This window comes from Microbulbifer donghaiensis (assembly GCF_900129095.1).
GTDB classification, from domain to species: domain Bacteria; phylum Pseudomonadota; class Gammaproteobacteria; order Pseudomonadales; family Cellvibrionaceae; genus Microbulbifer; species Microbulbifer donghaiensis.
This window is the reverse complement of sequence record NZ_FQVA01000001.1, coordinates 105,335-131,375: the sequence shown is the minus strand read 5'-3', so window position 1 is coordinate 131,375 and position 26,041 is coordinate 105,335. Positions and strand designations below refer to the sequence as shown.

Here is a 26,041-nt window from a genome sequence, read left to right as displayed (position 1 = left end):
ATTCGCCCTCCCGGCCGGGCCACGCCCCGCAAAATATTCCGGGATTAAACGGCGGCCTCAGGATCCAGCATCTGGTATTTCACCGCCAGCAGCGTCAGCTCCACATCACTGTGAATACCCATCTTTTCGAATATGCGATAGCGGTAGCTGTTTACCGTTTTGGGGCTGACCGACAGGCTTTCGGCGATTTCCGCCACCTTGGTACCGTTGACGATCATATCGGCAATTTGCAGCTCGCGCTTGGACAGATCGTCAAATGGCGAATTTTTATCCGACTTACCACTGACATTGCGCATGGCCATCTTGGTGGCCATGGAGCTGCTGATAAACACATCACCGGATACGACCGTCCGGATAGCTCTGACCATTTCCTCCAGGTCGGCCCCCTTGGTCACATAGCCCATCGCGCCGGCCTGCATCAACCGCCCCGGAAACAGGTCGTCATCCAGTGCACTCACGGCGATGACCTTGGCTTCAGGGCAGCGGGAAAGTAGCTTGCGAGTGGCCTCAAGACCGCCCATGCCAGGCATCTTGACGTCCATCAGGATGACATCGACTTCGGACTGGCGCACAAACGCCAGCGCCTCTTCGCCGCTATTCGCTTCGCCAACAACCTGTACGCCACTGACATCACCCAGCATGCGCGATATTCCCATGCGCACCAGGTCGTGATCGTCCACCACTAAGACTTTGATCAATTTAGCCCCAACTACGGATAAATGCAGTGGCTGCGTTGCGCAAATTCCTCGGTCGCACGCGCTCTTTTAACTGCGTTCTTGTTATTGCCCACGAGGCCCAACACCTCGCATAGATCCATCCACAGAGCCTTCTCGCAACATACCAGACAAATACGCTGCTGGAAAGCGAGACTAGCGTTTCAAATGCTGCAGAATAGACTTTAACCGTTCAATTTTTACTATCCATATAACGGCCATTTATATGGCGGAACGTCAGGCTGACTCTCCCCCGCAACTGACGTCGGCTTTTGGTGACACCATGCAGCCAGTAGTGCTGCACCTTGCCGGACGTCAACAGCAGTGAGCCATCGGGCAGATCCAACGACAGGCGCGCCGCCCCGTCGCGCCGCTTGAAAGCCAGCCGGCGCTCCTCGCCGAGGCTGACAGTCGCAACAACCGGCCAGTGCCCCAGCTCTTTTTCGTTGTCCGCATGCCAACCCATGCTGTCCGCACCGCCACGGTAATGGTTGGCGAGTACCGAATTGAACCGGAAACCCGCATCCGCCAGTCGCGACCTGATTATATCCAGCGGTTCTATCCAGGACTGCGGTCGCTGTTCCAGACCCGACCAGCGATAGATCACACCAGGGTCGCCGACAAAGGCGTGGCGGCGCGGTACAGGGTGGGACTTGCCGAACAGGCGTACCTGCGGCTGTTCCCATTGCAGGCGCTGCAGACACGCCTCGTAAAACGCTGCGCACTCGGCGGGGGACAGCCACCTCCGGATCAACAATGCACTGCCGGGAGCCAGATCCGGCCACTCGCAATCCGCACTCGCACTTGCCAGCGCCTCGGCGGCAGCGATGAAACTATGCTCGTCCAAGTGTTACCACACCGCTCAGCAAAGAAGGCCCAGACATCTACAGCGCAACGGTCGAACAACCAAGCCTTACCCTCGCACCCGAAAACACGCCGTCCCCACCGTCGATCAGGGGTAGTAACGGGGCTCCGGCTCCAGGTTGACGCCGAACTTGGCCCGAATATCCTCCGCGATCTCTTCCGCAAGACAGGTCACCTCGGCACCGCTACCGCGACCGGGATTCACCAGCACCAACGCCTGGCGATCGTGCACACCCACCGAGTTGCGCCGCTTCCCGCGCCACCCTGCCCGGTCTATCAGCCAACCAGCTGCCAGCTTCCATTGGTCGCCGGCCGCAAAGGCCACCAGATCGGGGTGTGCCGCCTTGAGGCTACGGTAACAGTCCGCGTCAACCAAAGGGTTTTTGAAGAAACTCCCGGCGTTGGGAATGTCATCCGGAGAAGGCAATTTGCTGTTGCGAATATCGATCACTGCCGCCGCCACTGCCGCCGGCGTAAGTGACGCGGTGTCCTGCCCACGCTCGGTGAAAAATTGCCGCAGGGCGGGATAGTCCAGCCGCGCTTGCCAGTCTGCCGGCAGCTGCAGGCTCACCTGCGTGATGATGTACTGATCCCGGGCGGCGCCTTTGAAAGCGCTGTCGCGGTAGCCGAACTGGCAGTCTTTATTGGAAAAGACGTGCAACTCACCAGTGGGAATATGCACAGCCAGCAAATCCGTAAACGTATCCCGCAGCTCCACGCCGTAGGCACCGATATTCTGGATTGGCGCGGCCCCTATTTTCCCGGGAATCAATGCGAGATTCTCCAGGCCGCCCAGCCCCTGCTCCGTCGTCTGCATGACGAGCCGATGCCAGTTTTCCCCGGCCGCCGCACTCACTCTGGTGCCACGCAAATTTTTTTCCAGCGTCAGGCCGGCCATTTCAATCAAAATCACCAGGCCCGGGAAATCCCCGGTCAGCACTATATTGCTGCCACCGCCCAGGGGAAGTATCGATAGTTTTTTTGCGCGAGCGAAGGCGAGTGCTTCTCGCAGCTCCTCGATATTCTCGACCCGGGCAAAGTATGCCGTTCGAGCGGCAATGGCCAGGGTGTTTAGTGGCTGTAAATCTACATCGGTCTCAATCATCGACGGAACGGCTCTAGCCCAATAACGCCCGCATACGCTGCAGGTCCTGCTCGGTATCTACACCGCCGGGAACTTCCTGACAAGCATCCGCCACGTGGATATTTTCGTCGTGATACAGGAAGCGCAGCTGCTCCAGCGCCTCGAAGTGCTCAAGGGGCGCCACCGGCCAGGATACAAAGCGATTGAGCAAGGCAACCCGATAAGCATAGATTCCAATGTGCCTACGCGGCTCCAGGCCGGCTGGCAACTCGGCGGCATCCACCGCAAACGCATCGCGCGGCCAGGGCACTGGAGCGCGGGAAAAATAACGTGCCAGACCGGATTCCGCCGCAACGACCTTGACGATATTCGGGTTGCGAAAATCTCCCAGGCTGCGAATCGGCTCCGCCAGCGTCGCAACGCCAGCGCTTGTATTGGCCGCCAGGTTGGCAGCCACCTGGTCGATGACTTGCGGCGGGATCAGTGGCTCGTCCCCCTGTACATTTACCAGAATACGATCGCCGGAGAGCCCCAGGTTGGTCGCGACCTCCTGCAAACGATCGGTGCCAGAGGCGTGATCCGCCGATGTCATGCAGACCTCACCACCGAATGCGCGCACGGCCTCCGCCACACGCATATCGTCGGTGGCAACGATTACCCGCTCCGCGCTGCTCTCTCGCGCGCGCAGGTAGACGTGCTGCACCATTGGCTTGCCGCCGATATCTGCCAGCGGCTTGCCCGGCAGGCGACTCGAACCGAACCGCGCCGGGATGATCACATCGAAAGAAGGACTGTTATTCATTGTCGGAAAACTGTTGCAGATGATGATGAATTCTCTGGTAGAAGACATCCGGTAAACGGGCCCGCACTTCCAGTGCCCACCAGTGACTCTGCCAGAAATCACGGCATTTGACCGCGTCTTTCATCGTCATGATCACCGGTGTCTCACCGTCGAACTGAAGTTCCTGCTGCGTGAACTGGTGGTGGTCGGCAAACGCCTGTTCCGTGACCCGGAATCCCAGTTGCCGCAGCTCGCGGAAAAAGCGACCCGGATTGCCGATAGCGGCAACCCCGTGACAGGGACCCGGCTCGGGGCCCGAGGTCAATTTCAGCGTCGAAGTCTGGTCAAGGTTGAACTGGTGCCAACTGGCGGGCTCCAGCGTCATCTGGAATTCGAGGAAATCGCCACACTGCTGTTTTACCCTGCCCTCGGGCTCACCGTTGACCACCACCAGGTCCACAGTGCGAAGCCGCTCGGTGGGCTCGCGCAGCGGTCCGCGCGGCAACAGGCGGCCATTGCCGAGCCCGCGGTGCCCGTCGACGACACAGATTTCGAAGCTGCGCCACAACGAATAGTGCTGCAGGCCGTCGTCAGACAGAATCACATCGCACTGGTGATAGTCCACCAGGGCCCGCGCCGCCTCGGCCCGGTTCGGCGACACCATCACCGGCAGGCCGGTTACCAGATGCAGCATCAACGGCTCGTCACCGGACTCCAGGGGATGCGATTGCGCGGTCACCTGGTAAGGATACTGCCTGGCCCGACCGCCATAGCCGCGGCTGACGATACCCGGGTTTCTGCCCCGCTCCCGCAGCCAGCGTGCCAGCTCGGCCACCAGCGGCGTTTTGCCCGCGCCGCCAACGGTGATATTGCCCACCACAATGACCGGTACCGGCAGCGCTGCCGGCGGATTATTGAGACTCGCATTACGGCGGTTCCCGCTGACAAATCCGTACAGTGACTCCAGCGGAGCCAGCAGCGGCAGGGTACTTTCCTGCCGCTCCTCCGGATACCAGCGCTTGTTGAACCAGTCTTCCAGTGACATTGCGTGTGATGCCTTATCCAGCGGTTTGCTGTTGTAACAGGGTCGCGTAGCGACCGCCCTCGGCGAGCAGCTCGGCGTGGTTACCACTCTCGACGATTCGCCCCTGCTCCATCACCAAAATGCGCTCGGCATTCTCGATGGTACTCAGGCGGTGGGCTATGACAAAGGTAGTGCGATTTTTCATCACCTCGGCCAGGGCCAATTGGATAGCGCGCTCGGATTCGTTATCCAGGGCCGAAGTGGCTTCATCGAGAATCAGGATCGGCGCGTCTTTCAGCAGGGCACGGGCAATGGCGAGGCGCTGGCGCTGGCCGCCGGACAACATCTGCGCGTTATCCCCCAGTACCGTATCCAACCCCTGCGGCAACTCATTGACGAATTCGCTGGCGTGCGCCAGCTCAACGGCGTGTCGCACCTGTTCCGGTGTGGCATTTTGCAGTTCGCCGTAGGCGATATTGCGGTACACGCTATCGTTAAACAGCACGATATTTTGCGACACCATGCTGATGTGGTGGCGCAGGTCTGTCAGCGGCACCCCACTGATATCCACCCCATCGATCAGAATACGGCCATTGGAAGGTTCATAGAATCGAGCCAGCAGGCTCACCAGGGTGCTCTTGCCCGAACCGGAGGCCCCAACCAGCGCCACCGTTTGCCCCGGCTCCACCGCAAAGCTTATGTCAGTTAGCACTGCCGGTGCCGCCTGGTCGTAACGGAACCCGAGATTCTCAAAGGTGACTGCACCCCGCACAGGCTCCGGCAAGCGAGACGCCCCGCCCTGCGGCTCTTTGGGTGCATCGATGACTTCGAAAATACTCTCGGCGGCGGCGATACCTTTCTGAATATCCGCGAACACCTCCGACAGGCTGCGCACCGGTTTGGCCAGGGACGCGGCAGCGCCAATGTAAGCCGCGAAGACCCCCGCAGTCATCGACTCGACCATGCCGGGCGCCAGCGCCAGCCAGACAATCGTCGCCGTGGAGAGGCCGACGAGGATCTGGATCACCGATACGCTGGCATTATCCGCCACCACCAGTTTCATAAACTGCTGACGGTTGTTGTCGCTGGCGGTCTCGAATCGCTGGTTTTCATAACCCTGGCCGCCGTACATCCGCACGACGTGATAGCCGTTAATTGCCTCCTGGGTAACGTGGGTGACATCACCCATGGTGTTCTGGATGCGGTGGCTCAGCTTGCGGAAGCGTTTGCCGACACTGCGTACGATAAAGGCGATCAGTGGCGCGAACAGGAAAAAGGTCAGTGTCAGTTTCCAGTTCACCAGCAGCAGGTAAATCAGCAGCCCGATGGTGGTAAAGGATTCACGCAGCAGCACCTTCACCGCCTTGGTGATGGAGTTCGTTACCTGCTCGACGTTGTAGGAAACCTTGGAGATCAGATAGGCGCTGGTATAGCGGTCGAAATAGGCACTGGGCAGCTGGCCGATTTTCTCGAACAACTCCGTACGCAGTCGGTGGATCACCGAGCGCGCCACATAGGCCAGGCCGTAACTCCCGATAAAATTACCGCAGGCACGCAACACGATGATCAGCAGCATCGCCAGCGGTATCAGCCAGCGCGCCGTCTCCTGTGGCATGACGCCACCGGGGAAATGAGAGGCGACTATTTTGGCCAGAAAGCCACGGCTCTCCTGGATACCGGCACCGACCGCATCGAGCAGCAGCTCGGTAACCGCGATCAGGCTGACTCCCATGGTGGAGAACAGCAGAAACCCCGCCACAGAGAGGGCGAAGATCGGCCAGTGAGGCAGTGCATAGGAAAGCAGGCGGCGGTAGGTTTCCGCCCCGCGCTGCGGCCTGCTCGGGGGCGTCTTGACTCTATCCATACAAACTATCGACTGAGCCCCTCGCAAGCCCGGCGCTCACACTACCGTGAGCAAAAACCATAGAGTCGACAAACGCCGGCAGCACGGCAGTGAAACTGCCATCTGTCGGCGCCATTTCACTGTAGACATCCAGGCGCGGCGCGCTTCGCGAGGAGTTAGTTATCTTCCGGCTGCCGCGTGGTAATACTGAGATTCACGAACCCCAACTGTCCCGCGGCATCCATGGCCCGCACCACGGCCTGGTGCTGGGCGGTGGCGTCGGCGGTAATCACGAGGGGGCGATTGTACTCGCCCGCGGAAACTTCCGACAGCGCCGATTTCAGGGTAGTCAGTTTTTTATTGATTAGCGGGCGACCATCCACCGAATAGGAGCCATCCGCATTGATCAGCACCTCCACGGCACGTGGCGGATTCTCTGGCTGGGTTCCCGCCGCTTCGGGCAGGTTCAGTTTAAGGTGGCTCTCTTTGGTGAAGGTGGTGGACACCATAAAGAAAATCAGCAGCAGGAAGACGACGTCGATCAGCGGCGTCAGGTTAACCCCATCCTGCTCTTTGGCCTGGCGGCGAAATTGCATGGTTCGCTACTCCGCTCAGGCCGCTTCGATACGGCGATCGCTGTGCAGTGCGTCTACCAGTTTAACCGCCTCCTGCTCCATGGTGACAACGATGCTGTCCACGCGGCGCTGGAAATAGCGGTGCGCCATCAGTGCCGGAATGGCGACCGTCAGGCCGGCAGCGGTCGTGATCAGCGCCTGGCTGATACCACCCGCCAGCACCCCGGCATTGCCGGTGCCTTCGAGCATGATGGCGGTAAATACCTGAATCATGCCCAGCACGGTGCCCAGCAAGCCGATCAGCGGGGCCACCGCAGCAATGGTGCCGAGCGCGCCGAGAAAACGCTCCAGATCGTGAACTACCTGACTGGCGGTCTCTTCAATGCTGTCCTTCATCACATCGCGACCGTGGCGGGAATTGGACAGGCCCGCGGCGAAGATCCGCCCCAGGGGGCTGGAATCGCGCAGCTCTTTCAGCTTTTCAGCATCAATTTGGTTGTTTTTTAACCAGCTCCAGACTTGTCCCAGCAGGGTGCGCGGCGCAATGCGGCGCGAATTCAGCGTCCAGAGACGCTCAATGCAGATGGCGATAACGGCGACGGAACAAAGCAGAATTGGCAGCATCAGCCAGCCGCCGGATTTTATTATTTCTAACACTCTTCTGGTTCCCAGACTGCGGAAAATCGGTATGTGACTCTACCACAGGTGGCGTCGCCAGCTAAGACCAAGTGGGGCGTCTTTTTCGCCTGTGTGAAGTGCATTACAAATTGCGATTTTTGCCACATCAAAAAAAAGCCGCCGCACATATGTGCGGCGGCTTTCCACGGAACCCTTGCGAGGCTCAGCGGCCGGGGCGCTCCGGACGCGCCGGCTTCTCCGGGCGCTCAGGTTTTTCAGCGCGCTCAACCTTCACCGGGCGTTCCGGACGGTCGAGCTTGGCCATTTTCTCTACCTTGTCGACTTTTTGCGCCTTTTCCGCGCGCATGTCAGCACCAGTGGTCTTGGCCATTTTCTCTGCTTTCAGACTTTCCACTTTATCCGGGCGATTGGAGCGATAACCACTGATCACTTCACCGAGCTTAAAGCCCAGATCTTTGGCGATCTGGCCATAGCCCATTCCCAGGACTTCGCGCCTGTAGAGCACTTCGTTCAGGTAATAGCTGGCATCCATTTCAGTCTCGGTCCCGTCTTCCGCAGTCGCGATAACAGGCGACGACAAGGCCATCTGTTCTGCCAGTGCCACCGTGATAAACGCGGCGCCGTAGCCGACACCTGAAGTCACTTCGCCGTTCTCACCCTCGATCTCGGCATGTTCCCCGGACTCGACCACATCTTCAGCGGCGTCAGCCTCAGCGTCGGTCTCGGCGTCTTCCGGAGCCTGGTAGCGGATCGAACCGTCACGCAGGCCCGCAATGGTCGCTTCCGCATCGTCCCCGAGAAAATCACCGAAGTAACCGGCGAATTTTCCAGAGGTGATGTCTTCGACCGATTCGACCACCTCGGTGTCTGTGGCGTCGTTATCCGGCAAATCATCGTCGGCCCAGGCCAGAGTGCCCGCCAGTACACCGGCGAGCATTGCCGGTACCAAGCGCTTCTTAAAAGGAATATTCATGACTGTTGTCTCCTGTAAAATTCACCGCTACTTATTCGCCGGGCCGGTAACTGACCTGGAAACCAAACCCTTGGTCCGGGCTGCCATCCGAGAGCCCCACGTAGGCGTAGACCATGCCGCTCCACTGGGCATTCAGCCTGTGATTGAAATAACCGAAGAGCTCGGTGGAAGGATCACTGCTGTCGGTGGTCGCCTGCTGGTAATCCAGCGAAGCACCGACACTGCTCTGCTCGTTCAGTCGATAGCCACTGCCAACAGACGTGTACCAGACATCCTTGATTTCCGCTTCCGGCAGGTCGCCCTTGAATTTGCGCGCCACAGTCGCGAACGGAGTGAAATCCCCCACCGCAGTAAAGACTTCCGCCTGCAGCGTGTAGTCCGGCTCGCCGGTTCCCAGGCCCTTGTCTTCATCCGCAGTCGGAACCTTGTACTTGGCAGTCAGATCAAAAAACCACCGCTCCGCCACCGGCTCCAGGCTGTAGGTACCGGAAAGCCACAGATCACCGATACCGGACTCTTTGAACGTCTCAGTCTCAGTAGAGCCGCCGCCGTTCTGGCCGTTCCCGTTAACGCGGCCATTGCCATTGCCGACAACAAAACCGCCATCGCCACTGGGAATGACATCGCCCGGCCCTTCGATCTGAGTCCACGGCAGGGAAGCCTTGAAAGTCCAGCTCGCTGACGGCGAGTAGCTCACGGTAAAGGGGTTGCTGACGATATCGGTATCGGCGCTGCCACCGTAGTCGCCGCTGCTGATATCAGTTCCCAGAGTGTACTTCCACTCCGACGCGCTCGACATCGGACTGGCGATCACCCCCGCCATTGTCAGCATCACGCTGCAAAGTACTTTTTTATTCATGCAGAAAATACCTGGTACTTCTTGTATTTCGATTTCTCGGAGACCTTAGCACAGCCCCGACCCCACATTGCGACACGAATCGCAATCATTGGTTCCGATAACCGACAATAACTCAGAAGCTTGAACGGCTTCTCAGTACCAGTTTCGCGGCCCACGCTGACCGCACACAGAGCGATCAAAATTTAACCAGAACATTATTATCTGAGGAGCGATACCAGAATGGGCCCGCGGTGCGCGCCTCGGTGACACTCGGCGTATGCCCTTCCCGCCAGCGCCAGGTAATGGCACCACTCGCCGCGGTACTCCACAGGCTCGCCCCCACCTCCCGGTAGCGACTGACAACCTGAGGATGCGGGTGACCGAAATGATGGCGAAACCCGGCACTGAAGACCACGTTCGCCGGCTGCGCCCAGCGGATAAACTCCGCAGAGGAAGAAGAGCGGGAACCGTGATGGGGGACAATCAGCAGATCCACCGGCGCAAAGCCCGGATATCGCCGCACGAGCTGCCGCTCGACCCGCCGGGAAATATCCCCCGTCAACAGGACTCTCACACCCTGCCATTGCACCAAGGCCACGCAACTGTGGTCATTTTCCTCCCCGGAGACCTGTTCATCCTCCGGCCAGAGCCACAGCAATTCGACATCATCGAAAGTTTCCCGACGCCCCGACCTGCAGCTGGATACGCCTGGCAACGAGCCACGGCCAAGTCTGTCGGCCAGCAGGCCAGGCGCAATGACCCGCGCCGGCGGTTCGGCTGCCATCAGGCCCGCAAAGCCACCGGCATGGTCGCTGTCGCCATGGCTGATAACCACCACATCCAGCTCCGCAACCCCCTCCCCAAGGAGATAGGGGGCGACAATCTGGCTGCCGGCACTCCAGCCGGAACCGGACACAGGGCCGGCGTCGTAGACGAGGGTCTGCTGTGGAGTCCGCAGTACCACGGCCAGCCCCTGACCCACATCGAGCGCAGTGACCCGAAAACCGGCCTCTTCGGGATTTGCCTGGGGCAGAAACGGCAACAGCGGCGGCAGCAGGAAAAGCCACCCCAAGCGGCGCCCGGGTAATCCGGCCGGCAGCAACAGCAGTACAACGCCGACACCTGCCGATGCGAGAAGCAGCCAGCTCGAGGGCGCTCCCAGCGTCTGCCAGGAAGGTAGTACCGACTGGCCCACCTCCAGGAAGCGCATCATCAGGTTCAGCTGCCAGGCGGCAAAATCGATCATCCCCACGCCGATCGGAGTGGCAATCATCAGCGCCCCGAATAGCAGAGGGGGCAATACCAGACACCCGAGCCAGGGAATCGCGACCAGATTCAGTAGTACTCCGGCGGGACTGGCACCGGAAAAATACAACAGCGAGGGCAGGAAAAGTGCCAGGGCGATGAACCACTGGCCGCGGAACAGGCCGCTCATACTCTGCAGACTGTGTCCGACCCAGCTCGCGCCCCGTACATCGCTGGCCCACCCCAGGCGCTGGCGACCGCTGAATCCCAGCAATAGCGCACCAACGGCAATAAACGACAACCAGAAACCGGCGCCGAAAAACGCCAGCGGCTGCAGGGTCAGCACCAGCGCCAAAGACAGGCTAAAAGCGAAGCCCGCGTGAATTCGACGCCGCCACTGCCATGCGATCAGCAATACCCAGGTCATTACCAGTGCCCTCTGCGCAGACAAAGGGGCGCCGGCCAGCAATGTGTAGGCGAGGGAGGCGACCAGCGCGACCACAACGGCCAACAGCCTGGGAGTGACACCGGAATACAAGCCGATTGTACGCCCGCACAGCCTTCCCAGCAGTAGAAAGAGTCCCGCGACCAGGCCCACGTGAAGCCCGGAGATGGCCAGCAGATGTGAGGTACCCGTCTGCCGCAGCAACAGTCGCTCACCCTCGCTCAGTCCACCCCGGTCGCCGAGCAGCAGTGCGGACAGCAACGCGCCGCGATCCGGCGCCAGGGCCAGCAGCCGATCGCGGAGCCGGTGTCGCAGCGCTGCCAGCCCCTGGCCCTGGGCCAACCATCGCGGTTGCCAATCCCCCGGCCGCACATAACCGGTGGCGAAGACACCGCGCCGCAACAACCACCCCTCATAGTCAAAGCCGTGGGGATTGACACTGCCGCGCGGGCGTTTGAGCCGCACCGGCAGAATCCAGCGACTCCCCGCCCGCAATTGCTTGCGCATATCGTCGTCGATGCGGTACCAGGTGAGATCCAGCAGACGGCCGGCGGTGATTTGGCCGGAGTCCACCGGCTGGATGGCTGTGATGACCCGAGCGCTGAACCGCAGGCTGTCGCTGGCGCCGGTACCGCCGAAAACATTGTCGAGCCTGCGCAACTCCGGCAGCGAGACGACCTCGACCTCGAGCAGGAAATCAGCCCCGTGGGCACTGAGCGGCAGGCGCTGGGAAATCCCCTGTTGATTGTGCCAAAGGCTCCAGCTACCGCCCGCCAGCGCTGCCAATAGTAGCGGGAGCAGTCGCGATCGCGCGGGTAACAGCAGGACACTCGCCAGCAGCGCGGCTGCAGTCAACAGCAACGTTTGAAAAGTAGGCATTCTCGGCAATGTGCCGATCGTGATAATCGCCAGGGAATAAGCCCACAAAATCGCCGTCAGGGAAACGTGTCCCGCGCGAAAACCAGCCATAGCTCCCCCACTCCACTTCCTGTGCTCAAACCGCAGTATCGCCAGATTTACCGGTGCACTGCAAAGTGGCCAGCGGTGTAGATTCACGTGCCACGGACACCTGGAGCTGTTTTTCCTGTACGACCTGGCACCGCGCAGTCATCAAAATTTAAGAAATCCGACATCTTTAACACGTTTGTAATATTTGAGTCGCAGAATCCGCACCAACTCGAGAGGCAGCGACGATTCGGACCATAAGCGCGGCCTCCCACGTGACAACCATAAACTGTGCGAGACGACCATGAACAAGACTGCAATTTCCCTGGCCATCGCTGCGATGGTTCCTGCGCTGGCCAATGCCCAGGACGAGTCCAAAGTAATCGACTTCTACGGCAAGGCTAACGTCGCTTTCCAATTCGCAGATGAAGGCGATGGCGCGAACACCGATATCAAGAGCAACGCTTCCCGCCTCGGCGTCAAGGGTGAGCTGCCCTTGAACGACAGCATCAAGGGTATCTACCAGATGGAATACCAGGTGGATATCGACGGCGAAGCCGAAGACACTTTCGAGCAGCGCAACATTTACGCCGGCCTGGAAGGCGGTTTCGGCCAGGTGATCGGCGGTAAGTTCGACACTCCGCTGAAAGTCGCCCAGAAGAAGGTTGACCTGTTCAACGATCTGGAAGGTGATATCAAGAGCCTCATCACCAAGAGCGACAACCGCGAATCCAACAACCTGCAGTACACCACGCCCTCTTTCGGCGGCTTCAAGGTGTCTGCGGCGTATATCAGCCACAAGGATGAAGAGATCCTCGACGCTGATGGCAACCTGATCGACACGCGCGACAACGGTACTTCCGTGTCCCTCGCATACGACAACAATGGCTTCTACCTGGCCTACGCCTACGACCAGGACGTAGAGGCCAACGAGTGGGATGTACAGCGGGTTGTCACCCAGTACAGCATCGGCCCGGTTCAGGTCGGCGCTCTGTTCGAGGAGCAGGAAAAAGCGGACGGCAGCACCCAGGACGGCTGGATGACTTCCGTAGCCTACAAGATCAACCAGTGGACCGCGAAAGCCCAGTACGGCCAGTCCGATATCGTCAAGACCGACGGTGAAACCTACAGCCTCGGCCTGGACTACAAGCTGTCCAGCGCGGCCAAGGTATTCGGCTTTTACACCGACGAAACCGCAGCGGACGACTACGACCGCAGCTACTTCGGTATCGGCACCGAACTCAAATTCTGATATTGGAATTTTGTCCCGTCCTGAAATAGGTTTACGGTTTTCAACTAGGCCAGCTCGCTTATCGAGCTGGCTTTTTTGTGCACAGATTCCGGCGTTTCCATGCCTAGGCTCAAGTGCGGCCTTAAGTGGTTATACGCGTAGACCGACTCAGCCAGTAGCTTCTGCAGTTCCGCGAAGGTGCGACATCTGACGGTCAAGAATTCCTGCTTCAGGATGCCGTTGACGCGCTCTGCCAGCGCATTCTGATAGCAATCGTACCCATCGGTCATGGATGGTTGAATGCCGCTCTTGTCGAGCTCCCGTTGGTACAGGTCCGAGCAATACTGCACACCTCGATCTGAGTGGTGGATCAGTGGCTTGGTCGTGCAACGTGCTTTCACTGCCCGCCGCAGGGCCTTTACCGTGTCTTCAGCCCGCATCTGCTGACTCAGCTCGTACCCCATAATCTTCCGCGAGGCGGCGTCCGTAACCAACGATAGGTAGTGAACACCCTCACAGCTCTCGACATAGGTGATATCACTGACAAACACCTGTTCCGGCTGTTCTACCGACAGCCCCGCCAGCAGATTGGGATGCTTCCTCAGCCAGTGCCGACTATGCGTCGTCTTCGTATAGCGGCGTTTCGGCTGGATCAGCAGCCGGCACTCTCTCAGGAAGTCGAACAGCCCGTCGCGGCCAAGCTTGATACCGGAAGCCTGCAGGCGCGGTTGCAGCAAGTGGTAAAGCTTGCGGGTGCCTAATCGGGGAAGGCGCCGCCGTACTTCTCTCACCCAATGCTCCACCGGAGCCTGCGCCTTCTGCCTCTTGGCATGGCGCTGCAGGCGCTGATAGATCGCCTGGGGACTGATGCCATACAGGCGGCAGCTACGCGTCAACGGGACTATTTTTTCGGCTTGAGCCTGTCGGGCAACTCGGCTAAATACTTTTTTCGCAGTGAGCCTCCGTATTCCTTGTCGATGATTTCCATCATCTTCTCCATCAGATACTGGCGATCCTCGGCGTCTTTGAGCTGTCGCTCCAGCCGCTTGATGGTTTGGGCAGGTGTTTCTGGCTTCTTTGACATGGAGCTGCTCCTGGTGGAAGACCAGTCCAACTTACCATGCTTTCGCAGCCAAGCCAGCACGGTGCTTCGCCCCTGGATGCCATACCTGGCTTGAGCCTGTTTGTAGGTAAGATCGCCTTTTTCCACCTCTTCGACGACGGCCAATTTAAAGCCTAGGGTGTAATCGCGCTGAGTGCGCTTACGGCGGGGTGGTGTAGAGTTATCCATCAATAGGTCCTCAGACTATCAACCTATTTCAGGACGGGACATTTGCTAATAGAAAGAAGGCGGCCTCTGGCCGCCTTTTTTGTTTGCCCTATTTTTTCAAATTACAAACAGGTCGACAAATTCATTGACCGGTGTTTCCTCTAGCCGCGACTGATCCTTGCACAGCGCAAATATTTCTCGACAGCGCGTTGCCGGCAAGCGCGTAGCGAGATTCCGCTTGAATTTTTCTTCCAGCAGCGGAATGCCCTCTTTCCGCCGCCGGCGATGGCCTATCGGATACTCTACCTCTACTTTTTCTGTAGCAGTGCCATCACTGAAAAATACCTGCACTGCATTCGCGATCGAACGTTTGTCCGGATCCAGGTATTCTTTCGAATAGCGCCTGTCCTCGACAATTTCCATCTTGCCGCGCAGCACATCGATCTCAGAATGGGATGCGTGGAAACTGTCCTCATAATATTCCGCCACCAGATCGCCGAATAGCAATGGCACCGCCGTCATGTACTGCAGACAGTGATCGCGGTCAGCGGCGTTGGCCAATGGACCCTCTTTTGAGATGATGCGGATAGCGGACTCGTGGGTGGTGATTACGATCCTGTCGATCTCTTCGATGCGGTTTTTTATCTGTGGATGTAGTCGAACGGCAGCCTCGCAGGCTGTCTGGCTGTGGAACTCCGCCGGGAAGGAGATCTTGAACAGCACATTCTCCATCACGTAGCTGCCATACTGCGGTGTAACACCCTGCGGAAACCTAAACTGTCGCTCCTCCTCCGGCTTTAACTGCTGGTCGGCATTGGTCTTACTGAAAGACACATCAAAAAAGCCCCACTGTTTGGCCGTCAGTGCACCGGGAATCCCCATTTCTCCGCGCATCGTGATATCCGCCAGACGCACGCCGCGCGATGTCGCGTCGCCGGCCGCCCAGGATTTGCGGGAGCCGGCATTGGGCGCGTGGCGATAAGTGCGCAGCGCACTGCCATCCACCCAGGCCTGTGATAATGCGGCCATCAACTGCTCACGGTTACCGCCTTTCAACCTGGTGGCCACCGCCGTGGACGCCACGCGCACCAGCAGTACGTGATCGAGACCCACGCGGTTGAAACTGTTTTCCAGTGCCAGCACGCCCTGGATCTCGTGCGCCTTGATCATGGCCTCCAGTACATCCCCCATCCGCAGGGGTTCTTTGCCCTGGGACACACGCTTTTGCGACAGGAAATCGCACACCGCGAGAATAGCGCCCAGGTTGTCAGACGGATGCCCCCACTCCGCCGCCAGCCAGGTGTCGTTGTAATCCAGCCAGCGCACGATGCAGCCGATATCCCAGGCCGCCTTGACCGGATCCAGGCGAAACTGGGTCCCCGGTACCCGCGCGCCGTTCGGCACCCATGTCCCCTCGACGACAGGCCCCAGGTGCTTGGTGCACTCAGGAAAACGCAGCGCCAGCAGGCCGCAACCGAGGGTGTCCATCAGACAGTTGCGCGCCGTATTCCACGCCTCCTCGGAATCGATCTGATAATCGAGCACATAGTCGGCAATATCCTGGATCACCTGGTCGTAGTCGGGGCGGACGTTCAGGTCAACGTTGGTGCTCATACCCTTCCCTGGCTGGATTTGTGGGTCGCAATTCGCAACCTAGTGCCACTGTCGCCGGGTGCGTCACAAGAAGCGAAAATCCATTGCGACTACATTGCGACTACAAAGACGTCGATTGCTTTCATAAAGTTGCGGTTCGAATGCTGTGAGAATAGATAACTACAGAAGCTGACCTCAACTTTAAGCGAGTTGAAAGCGCACGGTAGCGTTAAGGAAAAACGCGAAACCAGTGTCCTGATTCAGATTTTCACGCCGTGAATCGGCTTTCGCCGCCAGGTCTGTCGCGCGCAGTTTTTTCGAAACTAATAATGTCATGAATTTACGCCCGCCAACTTTAATTCGAAAAATTTATGATCTAAAAGTCTAGTGAAGAAAAACCCCACGATACTGTTTTGCGAACCTTCTTTAAATAATTTGCATGTCGCCACAGCGAGCTGCGAAAAATGGGAAATCCTACAACGGGGAATAACTAGACATTCGAAGAGACACCCAGTCGATATCGGGTAGATAAAAAATTTCATTCAATCACTCTTTGCTCCCCACCACCCAGCGAAGAGCGACCGCACAAAGCGCTAAGGAGTAGCCATGAAAGCCGTCATTCTTGCAGGGGGCCTGGGAACCAGGCTCAGCGAGGAAACTACCGTTAAGCCAAAGCCGATGGTCGAAATCGGCGGTATGCCAATCCTCTGGCATATCATGAAAATCTATTCTCACCATGGAATTAATGATTTCGTAATCTGCTGCGGCTACAAGGGCCATATTATCAAAGAGTTTTTTGCCAACTATCTCATAAAGACAGCCAGTATTACCGTAGATATGGTGAACAACACTCTGGAAGTACATAACAAGCCATCTGAAACCTGGCGGGTCACCTTGGCCGATACCGGGGAGAACACCCTAACCGGCGGTCGCTTGAAACGGGTACGTGAATTTGTTGGTGACGAAACCTTCTGTTTCACCTATGGCGACGGCGTTAGTGATGTGAACATTTCCGAGTTGGTGGACTTCCATCAGCAAGAGGGTCTGATGGCAACCCTTACTGCGGTTCAGCCTCCGGGCCGGTTTGGCGCGATAGCTCTTGGAGAGAGCGAGACCCGAATCAATTCGTTCCACGAAAAACCAAATGGCGATGGCGCCTGGATCAATGGCGGCTACTTCGTTCTAGAACCGACGGTGTTTGACTTGATTGAGGATGATCGAACCACCTGGGAGGCGGAACCCCTGCAGACTCTTGCCCGCGAAAGACAGCTAAATGCCTATAAACATAGTGGTTTTTGGCACCCAATGGATACGCTGCGAGACAAGCATTACCTTGAAAGCCTGGTTACATCCGGCGAGGCACCCTGGGTCAAGTGGTGAACGGTTAGTAAGGCGCTAGTCCGGGGAACGCTCGGAACACGCGTTTGGACAAGCCCACTCTTCAGCGCTTCACGGCTGTATTCTAGATATGGATTTTGACGCAATCATTCTGGGCGCCGGTGTCATCGGTCTCGCCACGGCTCGGCAACTTGCCCTAGCCGGACGCTCCGTATTAGTGCTCGAGCAATTCGCCCGGCCCGGCACCGAGACCAGTTCCCGCAACAGCGAAGTCATTCATGCCGGCATCTACTACCCTCGCAACAGCCTGAAAGCCCGGTTGTGTGTCAGGGGGCGCGAACTGCTCTACCGCTATTGTGACGCGCATAGTGTTAGCTATCGCAGAACCGGCAAGCTAATTGTCGCCACCTCTCCAGACCAACGCCCGGCACTCGCGAAAATCCTGGCCCAGGGGCATGCAAACGGAGTTTCCGACCTGAAACTCATAGACCGGCAATGCCTGTCTGAATTAGAACCTAACCTCAATGCTATCGAAGCGCTCTACTCCCCCTCCACCGGTATCATCGATAGTCACGGCTTGATGCTGGCACTTCAGGGAGACCTGGAAGCACACGGCGGCCTGGTATGCTGTAACAGCCCGGTAACGGGGCTCAAGCGGCGGCGTGACGGCTGTTTTTACGTAGAAGTGGGTGGCGTGGATCCAACCACTGTCAGTTGCCGTCTACTCATCAATTCCGCCGGACACGGCGCTCAAACTTTGAGCAGACTTTTGCAGGGCGGCGACGCGCAGGGAATCCCTCCTGTCTTCCTTTCCAAAGGCTGCTACTTCACCGTTTCTCGTCGACTGCCGTTCAGCCACCTGATTTATCCCTTGCCGTCAAACGAAGGGCTCGGCGTTCATCTCACCCTCGACTTGGCCGGCAACGCGCGTTTTGGTCCAGACACTGAGTGGGTTGACCGCCTCGATTACCGGGTAGACCCGGCCCGATCAGCAGCGTTTTACCAGGCGATCCGGGCCTACTACCCGGACCTGCGCGACGGTGAACTGGTGCCCGACTACGCCGGAATCCGGCCTAAGGTCGCAGGCCCCGGGGAGGGTCCCGGCGATTTTATGATTGTGAACCAACGCACACACGGGATTCTGAACTACATTGCACTTTACGGGATCGAGTCCCCGGGGCTGACATCGTGCCTGGCCATCGCCGAGGAGGTCTGCGCCCGGCTTCGCTGTCACGAAAAAGAATGTTCACTTCCTAATTCCCCAATAACAAAGCAACAGGCGGACTATGAAAATTCTAATCACCGGTAACCTCGGCTATATCGGCCCCACCCTGACCCGCCACCTGCGCAAGGTAAAACCCGACGCGACCCTGGTCGGCCTGGATCAGGGCTTCTTTGCCCACTGCCTCAGCGGCCCACAGAAACTTCCCGAGACCCGGCTCGACCAGCAGTGGTTCGCGGATGTGCGGCGGATACAGCCGCACCACCTTGAGGGCTTTGACGCCGTCGTCCACCTGGCGGCGATCAGCAATGACCCTATGGGGCACACCTTCGAAAGAGTCACCCACGAGATCAATTGCAGATCGAGTATCGAGATAGCCCGGATGGCGAAGGAGGCGGGTGTCCGGCACTACGTATTTGCTTCCAGCTGCAGCGTCTATGGCGCCGCCGACGGAGCGCCGCGACAGGAGGAAGATCCGCTCAACCCACTGACGGCCTACGCCAAGTCCAAGATCGGCACCGAGGATGGTGTCCGGGAATTGGCCGACGGGGAATTTGTCATCACCTGCCTGCGTTTCGCGACTGCCTGTGGCTTTAGCGACCGCACGCGCCTCGACCTGGTACTGAATGACTTTGTCGCCGGTGCCGTTGCCAGTGGGGAAATCAATATCCTCAGTGACGGCTCTCCCTGGCGGCCACTGATTCACATCGAAGATATGGCGCGCGCAATCGAGTGGGCGATCGACCGCCCTGCTGCTAATGGCGGCGCTTTCCTGGCCATCAATGCTGGCAGCGACCAGTGGAACTACCAGGTAAAAGACCTGGCCGAAACCGTCGCGAAAGTTGTGCCGGGGACCCGCATAACCATCAACAGTGATGCCGCACCGGACAAACGCTCCTACCGGGTGGACTTCAGCCGCTTTCGCGAACTGGCGCCGCACCACCAGCCGCGGGTATCACTGACAGAGGCGGTCGAAGGCCTCAAAGCAGGGCTGGAACAGATCGGCTTCCGGGACAGGGATTTCCGCAATTCGGATTTTATTCGCCTGAAAGTGCTCAACGACCACATGACTGAAAATCGTGTCGACGACGACTTGAACTGGCTGAACTGACAGGTAGCAAAGATGCACTTTACCGAAACCCCGCTGCACGGCGCATTCGTTATCGACATAGACCCGATCGCTGACGATCGCGGTTTTTTCTCCCGGGCCTTCTGTGCTGATGAGTTCGGCGAACTGGGGCTCGACGGCGACGTGTTGCAAGCCAACCTGTCGTGGAACCCGAGCCGCGGCACACTGCGTGGTATGCACTACCAGATTGAACCCTACCAGGAGACCAAGTTCGTGCGCTGCACCCGGGGCGCGCTCTACGACGTCATTGTCGATCTGCGCCCGGATTCGGCCACGTATCGGCAGTCATTCGGCGTTGAATTGACCGCGGACAATCGCCGGGCCCTGTTCGTGCCGCGGGATTTCGCCCACGGTTTCATCACCCTCAGCGACAATACCGAAGCGTTTTATATGGTGAGCCAACGCTACCGGCCCGGTTCGGAGCGTGGTATTCGCTGGAACGATCCCTTTTTCTCCATCCAGTGGCCCCAGGAACCGCGCGTGATTTCTGACAAGGACGCCAGCTGGTCGGAATACACGGAGCTGCCGAAATGCTGATTATTGACACGGCCCTGCAGCAACGCGCGCAGCGCGGACGGCCAATTCGCCTCGGCATGATCGGTGCGGGCTTTATGGGCCGCGGCGTCGTCCTCAATATCATCAAATCAACCCCGGGAATCGACCTGGTCGCCATTGCCAACAGGCATATCGGTGGCGCGAAGCAGGCGTATCTGGAAGCGGGTGTCGGGGAAGTCGTTTACGCTGACAACCGTGCGGAGCTCGAGTCCGCCATCGCCGCGGGCAGACCGGCAGTCACCGAAGACGGTCTGGCCCTGTGCCAGGCGGAAAACGTCGACGTGATTCTCGAGGTGACCGGAGCCATCGAATACGGCGCGGCTATTGCACTGGAAGCGATCCGCCACGGCAAGCACCTGCTGCTGATGAATGCAGAGCTCGACAGCACCATTGGTCCCCAGCTGAAGTCGGAGGCGGATCGGGCGGGCGTCGTCTACACCAATGTCGATGGAGACCAGCCCGGCGTCATTCTCAATCTTTACCGGTTTGTCCGCGGCTTGGGCATTCGGCCCGTTCTGTGCGGGAACGTCAAGGGACTTCAGGACCCTTACCGGAATCCGACGACGCAACGTGCATTCGCCGAAAAGTGGGGACAGAAACCCCACATGGTGACGTCATTCGCCGACGGGACCAAGATTTCCTTTGAACAGGCCATTGTCGCCAATGCGACCGGTATGCGGGTGGCACAGCGCGGCATGCTGGGCCCGACGCTCCCGCCGGGCACCCCGCTGGAAAAGACCACAGAGATCTATCCGCTCGAATATCTGCAGGACGGCCCCGGTATTGTCGACTATGTCGTCGGGCCGACACCGAACGGCGGTGTGTTTGTGCTCGGCATGCACGACGACCCCCGCCAACAGCACTACCTGAACCTCTACAAAGTCGGCCCCGGGCCGCTGTACTGTTTCTACAACCCCTATCACCTGTGTCATTTCGAAGTGGCCAATACCGTAGCGCGGGCCGCCCTGTTCCAGGACGCCGCAGTGGCGCCATTGGAAGGACCGGTGGTCGATGTCGTGGCGACCGCCAAAATCGACCTGAAAGCCGGCGAGAGACTCGATGGCATTGGCTGGTACATGACCTACGGTCAGGCGGAAAACGCAGACCGGGTTTTTGCCGAAAAGCTACTGCCAATGGGGCTGGCAGAAGACTGCGTGCTCAAACGTGACATTCCCAGGGACACCGTACTCACCTACGACGACGTCATTCTGCCTCCTGGCAGGCTGGTAGACAGGCTCAGATCCCAGCAAGACTCAATGTACTTCAGCCGCGAACGGACGAGGCCGGAAGTTAATAGCAACAGAGTCATCAACTAGCGCGGCCCGGACAAATCGCCGGTACTTGCAACAATCATTGGCCGCCGGCCAGTTAGGGAAAACAGATGGCCCCGGAACAGAATCTGGTTGTCCTGTCCGAATACCCCCTGCAGCGGGACCACGTCGGTTACTCGCTGCTCTATGACCTGCAAGAGCTGATTCTCAGCTGGAATATTCCCATCCTCGACGTCGCGTACCGGTTTCCGATGCAGGATAATCCCAGGCTGTACAATCGCTTCCGCAATCCCTACCGCGTTGCCGACGTCTCATCCACAACCGCGCCTGGCAATCAGCTGCTGGTAATCTGCAGCACACCGCATTTCCTGTTGACCCTGGCAAGCCTCGGCCGTGACATTCACCGTTTTTCACGCATCGCGGTCTATTTTGTCGATAGCTTTGACGCGGTGACCCTGGACGGATTTGGACCACGCATATTGAAGTTCGTCGATCTGGTATTCACAGGTATCGAAGAAATAGCCGAGGACCTGCGCAACCACCACGGATTCGAGCAGGCCCACTTCCTGCCATTTGGGATCGACGCTCTCTCGCACGCACGAATTCCAAACAAAAACCAGGTGGACGTATTCGGCTACGGTCGAATCAACCGGGAATACCACAGGGCACTACAAAGTGCTTTCGGCGCACCCAGCAGCCCCTATACCTATGTGCACTCTACATTCGAGACCGCCACGATCAATAGCATGCGGGAGCACCGACAGTTGCAGTGGAAGCTAATGTCCGCGAGCAGTATCAACCTGTGTTTCGAACCCAGTGATACTCCGCGATTCCTAAACCGTTCACCAGTACTCTATCGCTGGTTCGAGGCCTGGGCCGCGGGCAATCTCGTCGTAGGTACCCGCCCCAAATGCACCTCTGCACCCAGCCTGATGGGGTGGGAAGACAGCATGGTCGACGTGCCCACCGATCCGGCCGACGGGCCGGACGCGATAGTCCAGCTACTTCGCGATCGTGAGCGCCTGCAAGCAATCCAGCGACGAAACCAGATCCACGCCCTCCACCGGCACGACTGGCGCTACCGGTTTGCCCGGATACTAAACACGATGGGAGCTCCCCTTCCAGAGCCGCTGCGATTACAGCTTGATACCCTGCAAGCACACTGCGAAGGCGAAAAACTCCCACCCGCAATCATTGCTTAGGCATTCTGACACTGCAGGAATGGGACCCTTTTCGAAAAACAAACATCCTGACGAAGAAAGCACGCACGGCAACAAGGCTCGCAATGACAGAATACAGAAGTGATATCGACGGTCTGCGCGCCCTTGCCGTCATTCCCGTTATTCTTTTCCATGCCGGACTGCCGGCGTTCAGTGGTGGATTCGTCGGTGTCGATGTTTTTTTTGTGGTGTCCGGCTACCTGATCACTTCGATTCTGCTCGCCGAGCACAAGGCTGGAACATTCAGCAGCATCCGCTTTTACAACCGCCGAGTCCGTCGGCTGCTCCCCGCGCTGTTCGGTGTCATGATTATCACCACGATCGTTGGCTATTTCCTGCTACTACCCACAGAACTGAAATCATTCGCCAAGAGTCTCGGGGCAACATTCGCCTTCAGTTCAAACTTTATTTTCTGGATGGAAAGCGGCTACTTCGATGCTGCGGCGGAAACCAAGCCACTCCTGCACACCTGGTCACTCGCAGTTGAAGAGCAGTTTTACCTGCTCTACCCCCTCCTGTTCGTATTCCTACCGAAAATCTCTACAGAAAAACTGCGCAATATCCTGCTCACCCTGATTCTGCTGTCTTTCCTGCTCAGCGTATATCAATCCAATCATGCACCCTCTGCCGCCTATTACCTGCTCGGGAGTCGCGCATGGGAACTGTTGATAGGTGCGGTCCTTGCGTGCGGCGTCCGGGTAAAACTGCCACACGGACCGGTGAACGACCTGCTGGGCATTGCGGGGCTCGCCGGCATCATAGGCGCAGCACTTTTTTACGATGACTCTACGCGCTTTCCCGGTACTGCTGCACTCTTGCCGGTGCTTGGCAGTGCAATGGTCATCAATGCGGGACTCAACGGCCCCAGCATTGCAACCCGCATACTCACCCACAGAGGGCTGGTCACGATAGGGAAAACATCTTACTCCCTCTACCTCTGGCACTGGCCGCTGATCGTATTTGCAGGAATGTACGCGGGACGGCCACTCGGCAGCGGCGAAACCGCGCTGCTGCTGACTTTGACCCTGGTCGTTGGCTTATTCTCGAGAAAGTATATCGAGCAGCCGTTCCTCCGCAAAAAGAGCACCGCCCCCGTTGCCGGCAGAGCGGAAAGCCTCCCCACCAAGGGCTTGTTAACCCACTTTGGCTCGGCCAAGCCGATTTTGACGGCGGCAACTATCAGTATCGCGGGAATAACGCTGGCGCTGACTCTGTTCCTGAGCGGCGGGCTTCCCGGCAGGTTGCCAGCACAGGCTCAAGCTATCAACCACACTATCGAGCAGTACGATTCCATTCCGGGCCTTTGCTTTCAGGGCGGAGACAAAGTGGTGGAACTTTCACTCGACAGTTGCCGGATCCACAAAGGGGAGGGAAAGTCTTCAAACGAAGGGGATATATTGTTGTGGGGCGACTCCCACGCGCGCGCCCTGACGCCAGCTTTTCGCTCACTGCTGGCTGAATCCGGCAGCGACCGGGACATATATTTCCTGGGTGCCGTAGACTGCCCGCCCCTGCTCGGGGTCGCCAAGAGCGCCAGAGCAGAACTACCCCACCCGGAAAATGAGTGCCGCAGCTTCAACAGCTCGGCTCTAAACTTCGTGCGCGATCATCCGGAGATACGGCATGTAATACTGAATGCGCGGTGGGTCGTGAATTATGAAGGCAGGCGCCTGCCAACGGATCACCAATCCGGGGACCATGTGTACCTGTACGATGACGAGATAGACACCATCGACGTTGCCAATAATCCGGCGGTATTCACCCGGGGATTGCAGCGTACGCTCGCGGCACTGAAATCGATGGGCCGCGAGGTTACCGTAGTCATATCACCCCCTGAATTCCCTCTGCTCGTAGCGCCCACGGCAATGCGGCTGGCCATGACTGACCGACAGGTAGATATTTCCATGCCCTATCTCGACGCAGTCGCCCGCACCAGCAATACGATAAAAACCATTACCGAGCTCACGGAGAAAAACGGCGCTGCTCTATTCAACAGCCAACAGGTCCTGTGTGATAAAACCATTTGCCGGGGCGTAATCAACCAGCTACCGGTTCTCTATGACGACAACCACGTCACGTCATTCGGCGCTGAGCTCCTGATCGAGGCACTCTGGGCAGAACAGAAGGAAAGAGATACCGCCGGCGACCGCCGCACGATGTAAGCGCCCCGCCCCCAATTGCCCTTCCTACTGGTGCGCCAGCGCGTAGTCAATCGCCGCGCACACCGCGACAGCCTGCGCGGTATTGCATTGCTCGGGCGTCGCGCGGGGGCTGTCGGGGTAGACCTCGGTGGTGGTCTTGTAGGGGGCGCTGGTGATGCTCGCGCACAGACCCAGCTGCTTGAGCGGATACTCGATAACGCCGCGCGCGACCACCGGTGAGCCGATGATCTCGCCGTTGTCATCGGCCGGGGCGATGTGGGTGACCTTCTCCACCGCCGCGATCACAGCCTGCTGGAATTCCGGCTGCGGGTTCTCGCTATCGTCCACCAGGTAGAAGCCATCGGGAATCCCGCCCGGCGCGAACGGCTTGCCGTCGCGCTCGGCCAGCGCGGGGCGGAACTCGGTTTCGTCGGTATCGGTGGTCTCGTGTAGATCGATATGCAACAGCACACGATCGCGAACGGGCGCCACCAGTCGCATCAGCGCCGCCGACTCCTCCGCCGGGCTGTCTTCGCGGAACGAGCGGTTCGGGTCTACCGCAAGCGGGTTCCAGCGATGGATACGCTCGTAGCCCCAGGGGCTGACGCAGGGCGCCACCAGCAGGTTGACGCGGCCTGCGTAATCCGCGGCATGCTGATCCACGAACTGCAGCGCACCGTGTACACCGCTGGTTTCGTAGCCGTGCACCCCGCCCGTCACCAGCACCACCGGCAGGTCGTCACGCCAGTCGCGGCTGCGGATCGCCAACAGCGGAAAGCTCTCAGAGCCGTATTCCAGACGGCCGTACTCTTCCACATCGAAGCGCGGGCGCAGGCCCTCGATTGCGCTCAACACCTCCGCCTCGTAGCTGCGCTGGCGGCTCTGCCGCGACAACCACTCGGCGCGTTCCGCCTCGCCCCAGGGCGTTTCGGGGGTACCGATTGGATAAAATGCGGGGGCCGTGTTCATAGCGCTTGTTCTCCAGTGATGACCGAGGCAGGCGGGCATTCTACACCCGTACAGCAACATTGCAGCGCTCTTAAAAGGAGGCAGACCTGAATGGGGCGAGCGCATAAGTTTTCGTAGGATGGGCAAAGCGCAG

General features: G+C 58.6%; 22 protein-coding genes. 8 read left to right on the top strand and 14 right to left on the bottom strand.

Annotated elements, in window-relative coordinates:
* Positions 1-44: 44 nt before the first annotated feature.
* The 11 genes from uvrY to BUC36_RS00515 form a co-directional block, all read right to left on the bottom strand.
* On the bottom strand, positions 45-698 hold the full coding sequence (gene uvrY / locus BUC36_RS00565; RefSeq protein ID WP_073270419.1) for a UvrY/SirA/GacA family response regulator transcription factor: 654 nt from the start codon (positions 696-698) through the stop codon (positions 45-47).
* Positions 699-906: 208 nt separating this feature from the next.
* A complete protein-coding gene (locus BUC36_RS00560; RefSeq protein WP_084535415.1) occupies positions 907-1,560 on the bottom strand; it encodes an alpha-ketoglutarate-dependent dioxygenase AlkB family protein in 654 nt (217 codons plus the stop codon).
* 105 nt (positions 1,561-1,665) lie between these two features.
* Positions 1,666-2,682: a UDP-N-acetylmuramate dehydrogenase gene (gene murB, locus BUC36_RS00555; protein ID WP_073270417.1), complete on the bottom strand. Its 1,017-nt coding sequence runs from the start codon at positions 2,680-2,682 to the stop codon at positions 1,666-1,668.
* Positions 2,683-2,695: 13 nt separating this feature from the next.
* Positions 2,696-3,463, bottom strand: coding sequence for a 3-deoxy-manno-octulosonate cytidylyltransferase (kdsB, locus tag BUC36_RS00550; protein WP_073270415.1), 768 nt, complete (start codon positions 3,461-3,463; stop codon positions 2,696-2,698).
* The gene (gene lpxK / locus BUC36_RS00545; protein WP_073270413.1) at positions 3,456-4,487 is read right to left on the bottom strand and encodes a tetraacyldisaccharide 4'-kinase; all 1,032 of its coding nucleotides are present in this window, start codon (positions 4,485-4,487) and stop codon (positions 3,456-3,458) included. Before lpxK ends, kdsB begins: the two co-directional genes overlap by 8 nt.
* Positions 4,488-4,500: 13 nt before the next feature.
* Positions 4,501-6,330: a lipid A export permease/ATP-binding protein MsbA gene (gene msbA / locus BUC36_RS00540; protein WP_073270409.1), complete on the bottom strand. Its 1,830-nt coding sequence runs from the start codon at positions 6,328-6,330 to the stop codon at positions 4,501-4,503.
* Between the two features lie 155 nt (positions 6,331-6,485).
* On the bottom strand, positions 6,486-6,905 hold the full coding sequence (locus BUC36_RS00535) for an ExbD/TolR family protein (protein ID WP_073270407.1): 420 nt from the start codon (positions 6,903-6,905) through the stop codon (positions 6,486-6,488).
* Positions 6,906-6,920: 15 nt separating this feature from the next.
* The gene (locus BUC36_RS00530; protein ID WP_073270405.1) at positions 6,921-7,541 is read right to left on the bottom strand and encodes a MotA/TolQ/ExbB proton channel family protein; all 621 of its coding nucleotides are present in this window, start codon (positions 7,539-7,541) and stop codon (positions 6,921-6,923) included.
* Positions 7,542-7,725: 184 nt separating this feature from the next.
* On the bottom strand, positions 7,726-8,496 hold the full coding sequence (locus BUC36_RS00525) for a hypothetical protein (RefSeq protein ID WP_073270403.1): 771 nt from the start codon (positions 8,494-8,496) through the stop codon (positions 7,726-7,728).
* 31 nt (positions 8,497-8,527) lie between these two features.
* Positions 8,528-9,355 (bottom strand): hypothetical protein, encoded by an 828-nt coding sequence (locus tag BUC36_RS00520; protein ID WP_073270402.1) that lies wholly within the window; start codon positions 9,353-9,355, stop codon positions 8,528-8,530.
* 175 nt (positions 9,356-9,530) lie between these two features.
* Complete coding sequence (locus BUC36_RS00515) at positions 9,531-11,993, bottom strand: DNA internalization-related competence protein ComEC/Rec2 (protein ID WP_073270399.1); 2,463 nt, start codon at positions 11,991-11,993, stop codon at positions 9,531-9,533.
* Between the two features lie 280 nt (positions 11,994-12,273).
* On the opposite strand from BUC36_RS00515, the gene BUC36_RS00510 reads away from it, so the two are divergent.
* Complete coding sequence (locus tag BUC36_RS00510) at positions 12,274-13,221, top strand: porin (protein WP_073270397.1); 948 nt, start codon at positions 12,274-12,276, stop codon at positions 13,219-13,221.
* Positions 13,222-13,265: 44 nt separating this feature from the next.
* On the opposite strand, the gene BUC36_RS18545 is transcribed toward BUC36_RS00510, so the two are convergent.
* Together BUC36_RS18545 and prpD are read right to left on the bottom strand one after the other, a co-directional pair.
* Positions 13,266-14,491, bottom strand: a protein-coding gene (locus BUC36_RS18545) for an IS3 family transposase (protein WP_143186836.1) whose coding sequence is annotated in 2 segments (ribosomal slippage) — positions 13,266-14,131 and positions 14,131-14,491 — 1,227 coding nt in all. Because the reading frame shifts where the segments join, the coding sequence is not laid out codon by codon here.
* A gap of 96 nt (positions 14,492-14,587) precedes the next feature.
* Positions 14,588-16,084 carry a 2-methylcitrate dehydratase gene (gene prpD / locus BUC36_RS00495; protein WP_073270394.1) on the bottom strand — a complete coding sequence of 499 codons (1,497 nt, stop codon included), beginning with the start codon at positions 16,082-16,084 and terminating at the stop codon, positions 14,588-14,590.
* A 585-nt stretch (positions 16,085-16,669) separates the two neighbouring features.
* Between prpD and rfbF the strand changes: the two genes are divergently transcribed.
* The 7 genes from rfbF (at position 16,670) to BUC36_RS00460 (ending at position 24,960) form a co-directional block, all read left to right on the top strand.
* Positions 16,670-17,443 carry a glucose-1-phosphate cytidylyltransferase gene (gene rfbF / locus BUC36_RS00490; RefSeq protein WP_073270392.1) on the top strand — a complete coding sequence of 258 codons (774 nt, stop codon included), beginning with the start codon at positions 16,670-16,672 and terminating at the stop codon, positions 17,441-17,443.
* A gap of 88 nt (positions 17,444-17,531) precedes the next feature.
* A complete protein-coding gene (locus BUC36_RS00485; RefSeq protein ID WP_073270390.1) occupies positions 17,532-18,710 on the top strand; it encodes an NAD(P)/FAD-dependent oxidoreductase in 1,179 nt (392 codons plus the stop codon).
* Positions 18,688-19,734 (top strand): NAD-dependent epimerase/dehydratase family protein, encoded by a 1,047-nt coding sequence (locus tag BUC36_RS00480; RefSeq protein WP_073270388.1) that lies wholly within the window; start codon positions 18,688-18,690, stop codon positions 19,732-19,734. Before BUC36_RS00485 ends, BUC36_RS00480 begins: the two co-directional genes overlap by 23 nt.
* A gap of 12 nt (positions 19,735-19,746) precedes the next feature.
* Positions 19,747-20,289, top strand: coding sequence for a dTDP-4-dehydrorhamnose 3,5-epimerase (rfbC, locus tag BUC36_RS00475; protein WP_073270385.1), 543 nt, complete (start codon positions 19,747-19,749; stop codon positions 20,287-20,289).
* A complete protein-coding gene (locus BUC36_RS00470; RefSeq protein ID WP_073270383.1) occupies positions 20,283-21,623 on the top strand; it encodes an NAD(P)H-dependent oxidoreductase in 1,341 nt (446 codons plus the stop codon). The genes rfbC and BUC36_RS00470 overlap by 7 nt, the downstream gene beginning before the upstream one ends.
* Positions 21,624-21,688: 65 nt before the next feature.
* Positions 21,689-22,780 (top strand): glycosyltransferase, encoded by a 1,092-nt coding sequence (locus BUC36_RS00465; RefSeq protein ID WP_073270381.1) that lies wholly within the window; start codon positions 21,689-21,691, stop codon positions 22,778-22,780.
* 83 nt (positions 22,781-22,863) lie between these two features.
* Entirely contained in the window at positions 22,864-24,960 is a 2,097-nt protein-coding gene (locus tag BUC36_RS00460; RefSeq protein WP_073270379.1) for an acyltransferase family protein, read from the top strand.
* A gap of 24 nt (positions 24,961-24,984) precedes the next feature.
* On the opposite strand, the gene BUC36_RS00455 is transcribed toward BUC36_RS00460, so the two are convergent.
* Positions 24,985-25,908, bottom strand: a complete 924-nt coding sequence (locus tag BUC36_RS00455; protein ID WP_073270376.1) for a M14 family metallopeptidase — start codon at positions 25,906-25,908, stop codon at positions 24,985-24,987.
* Positions 25,909-26,041 lie beyond the last annotated feature (133 nt).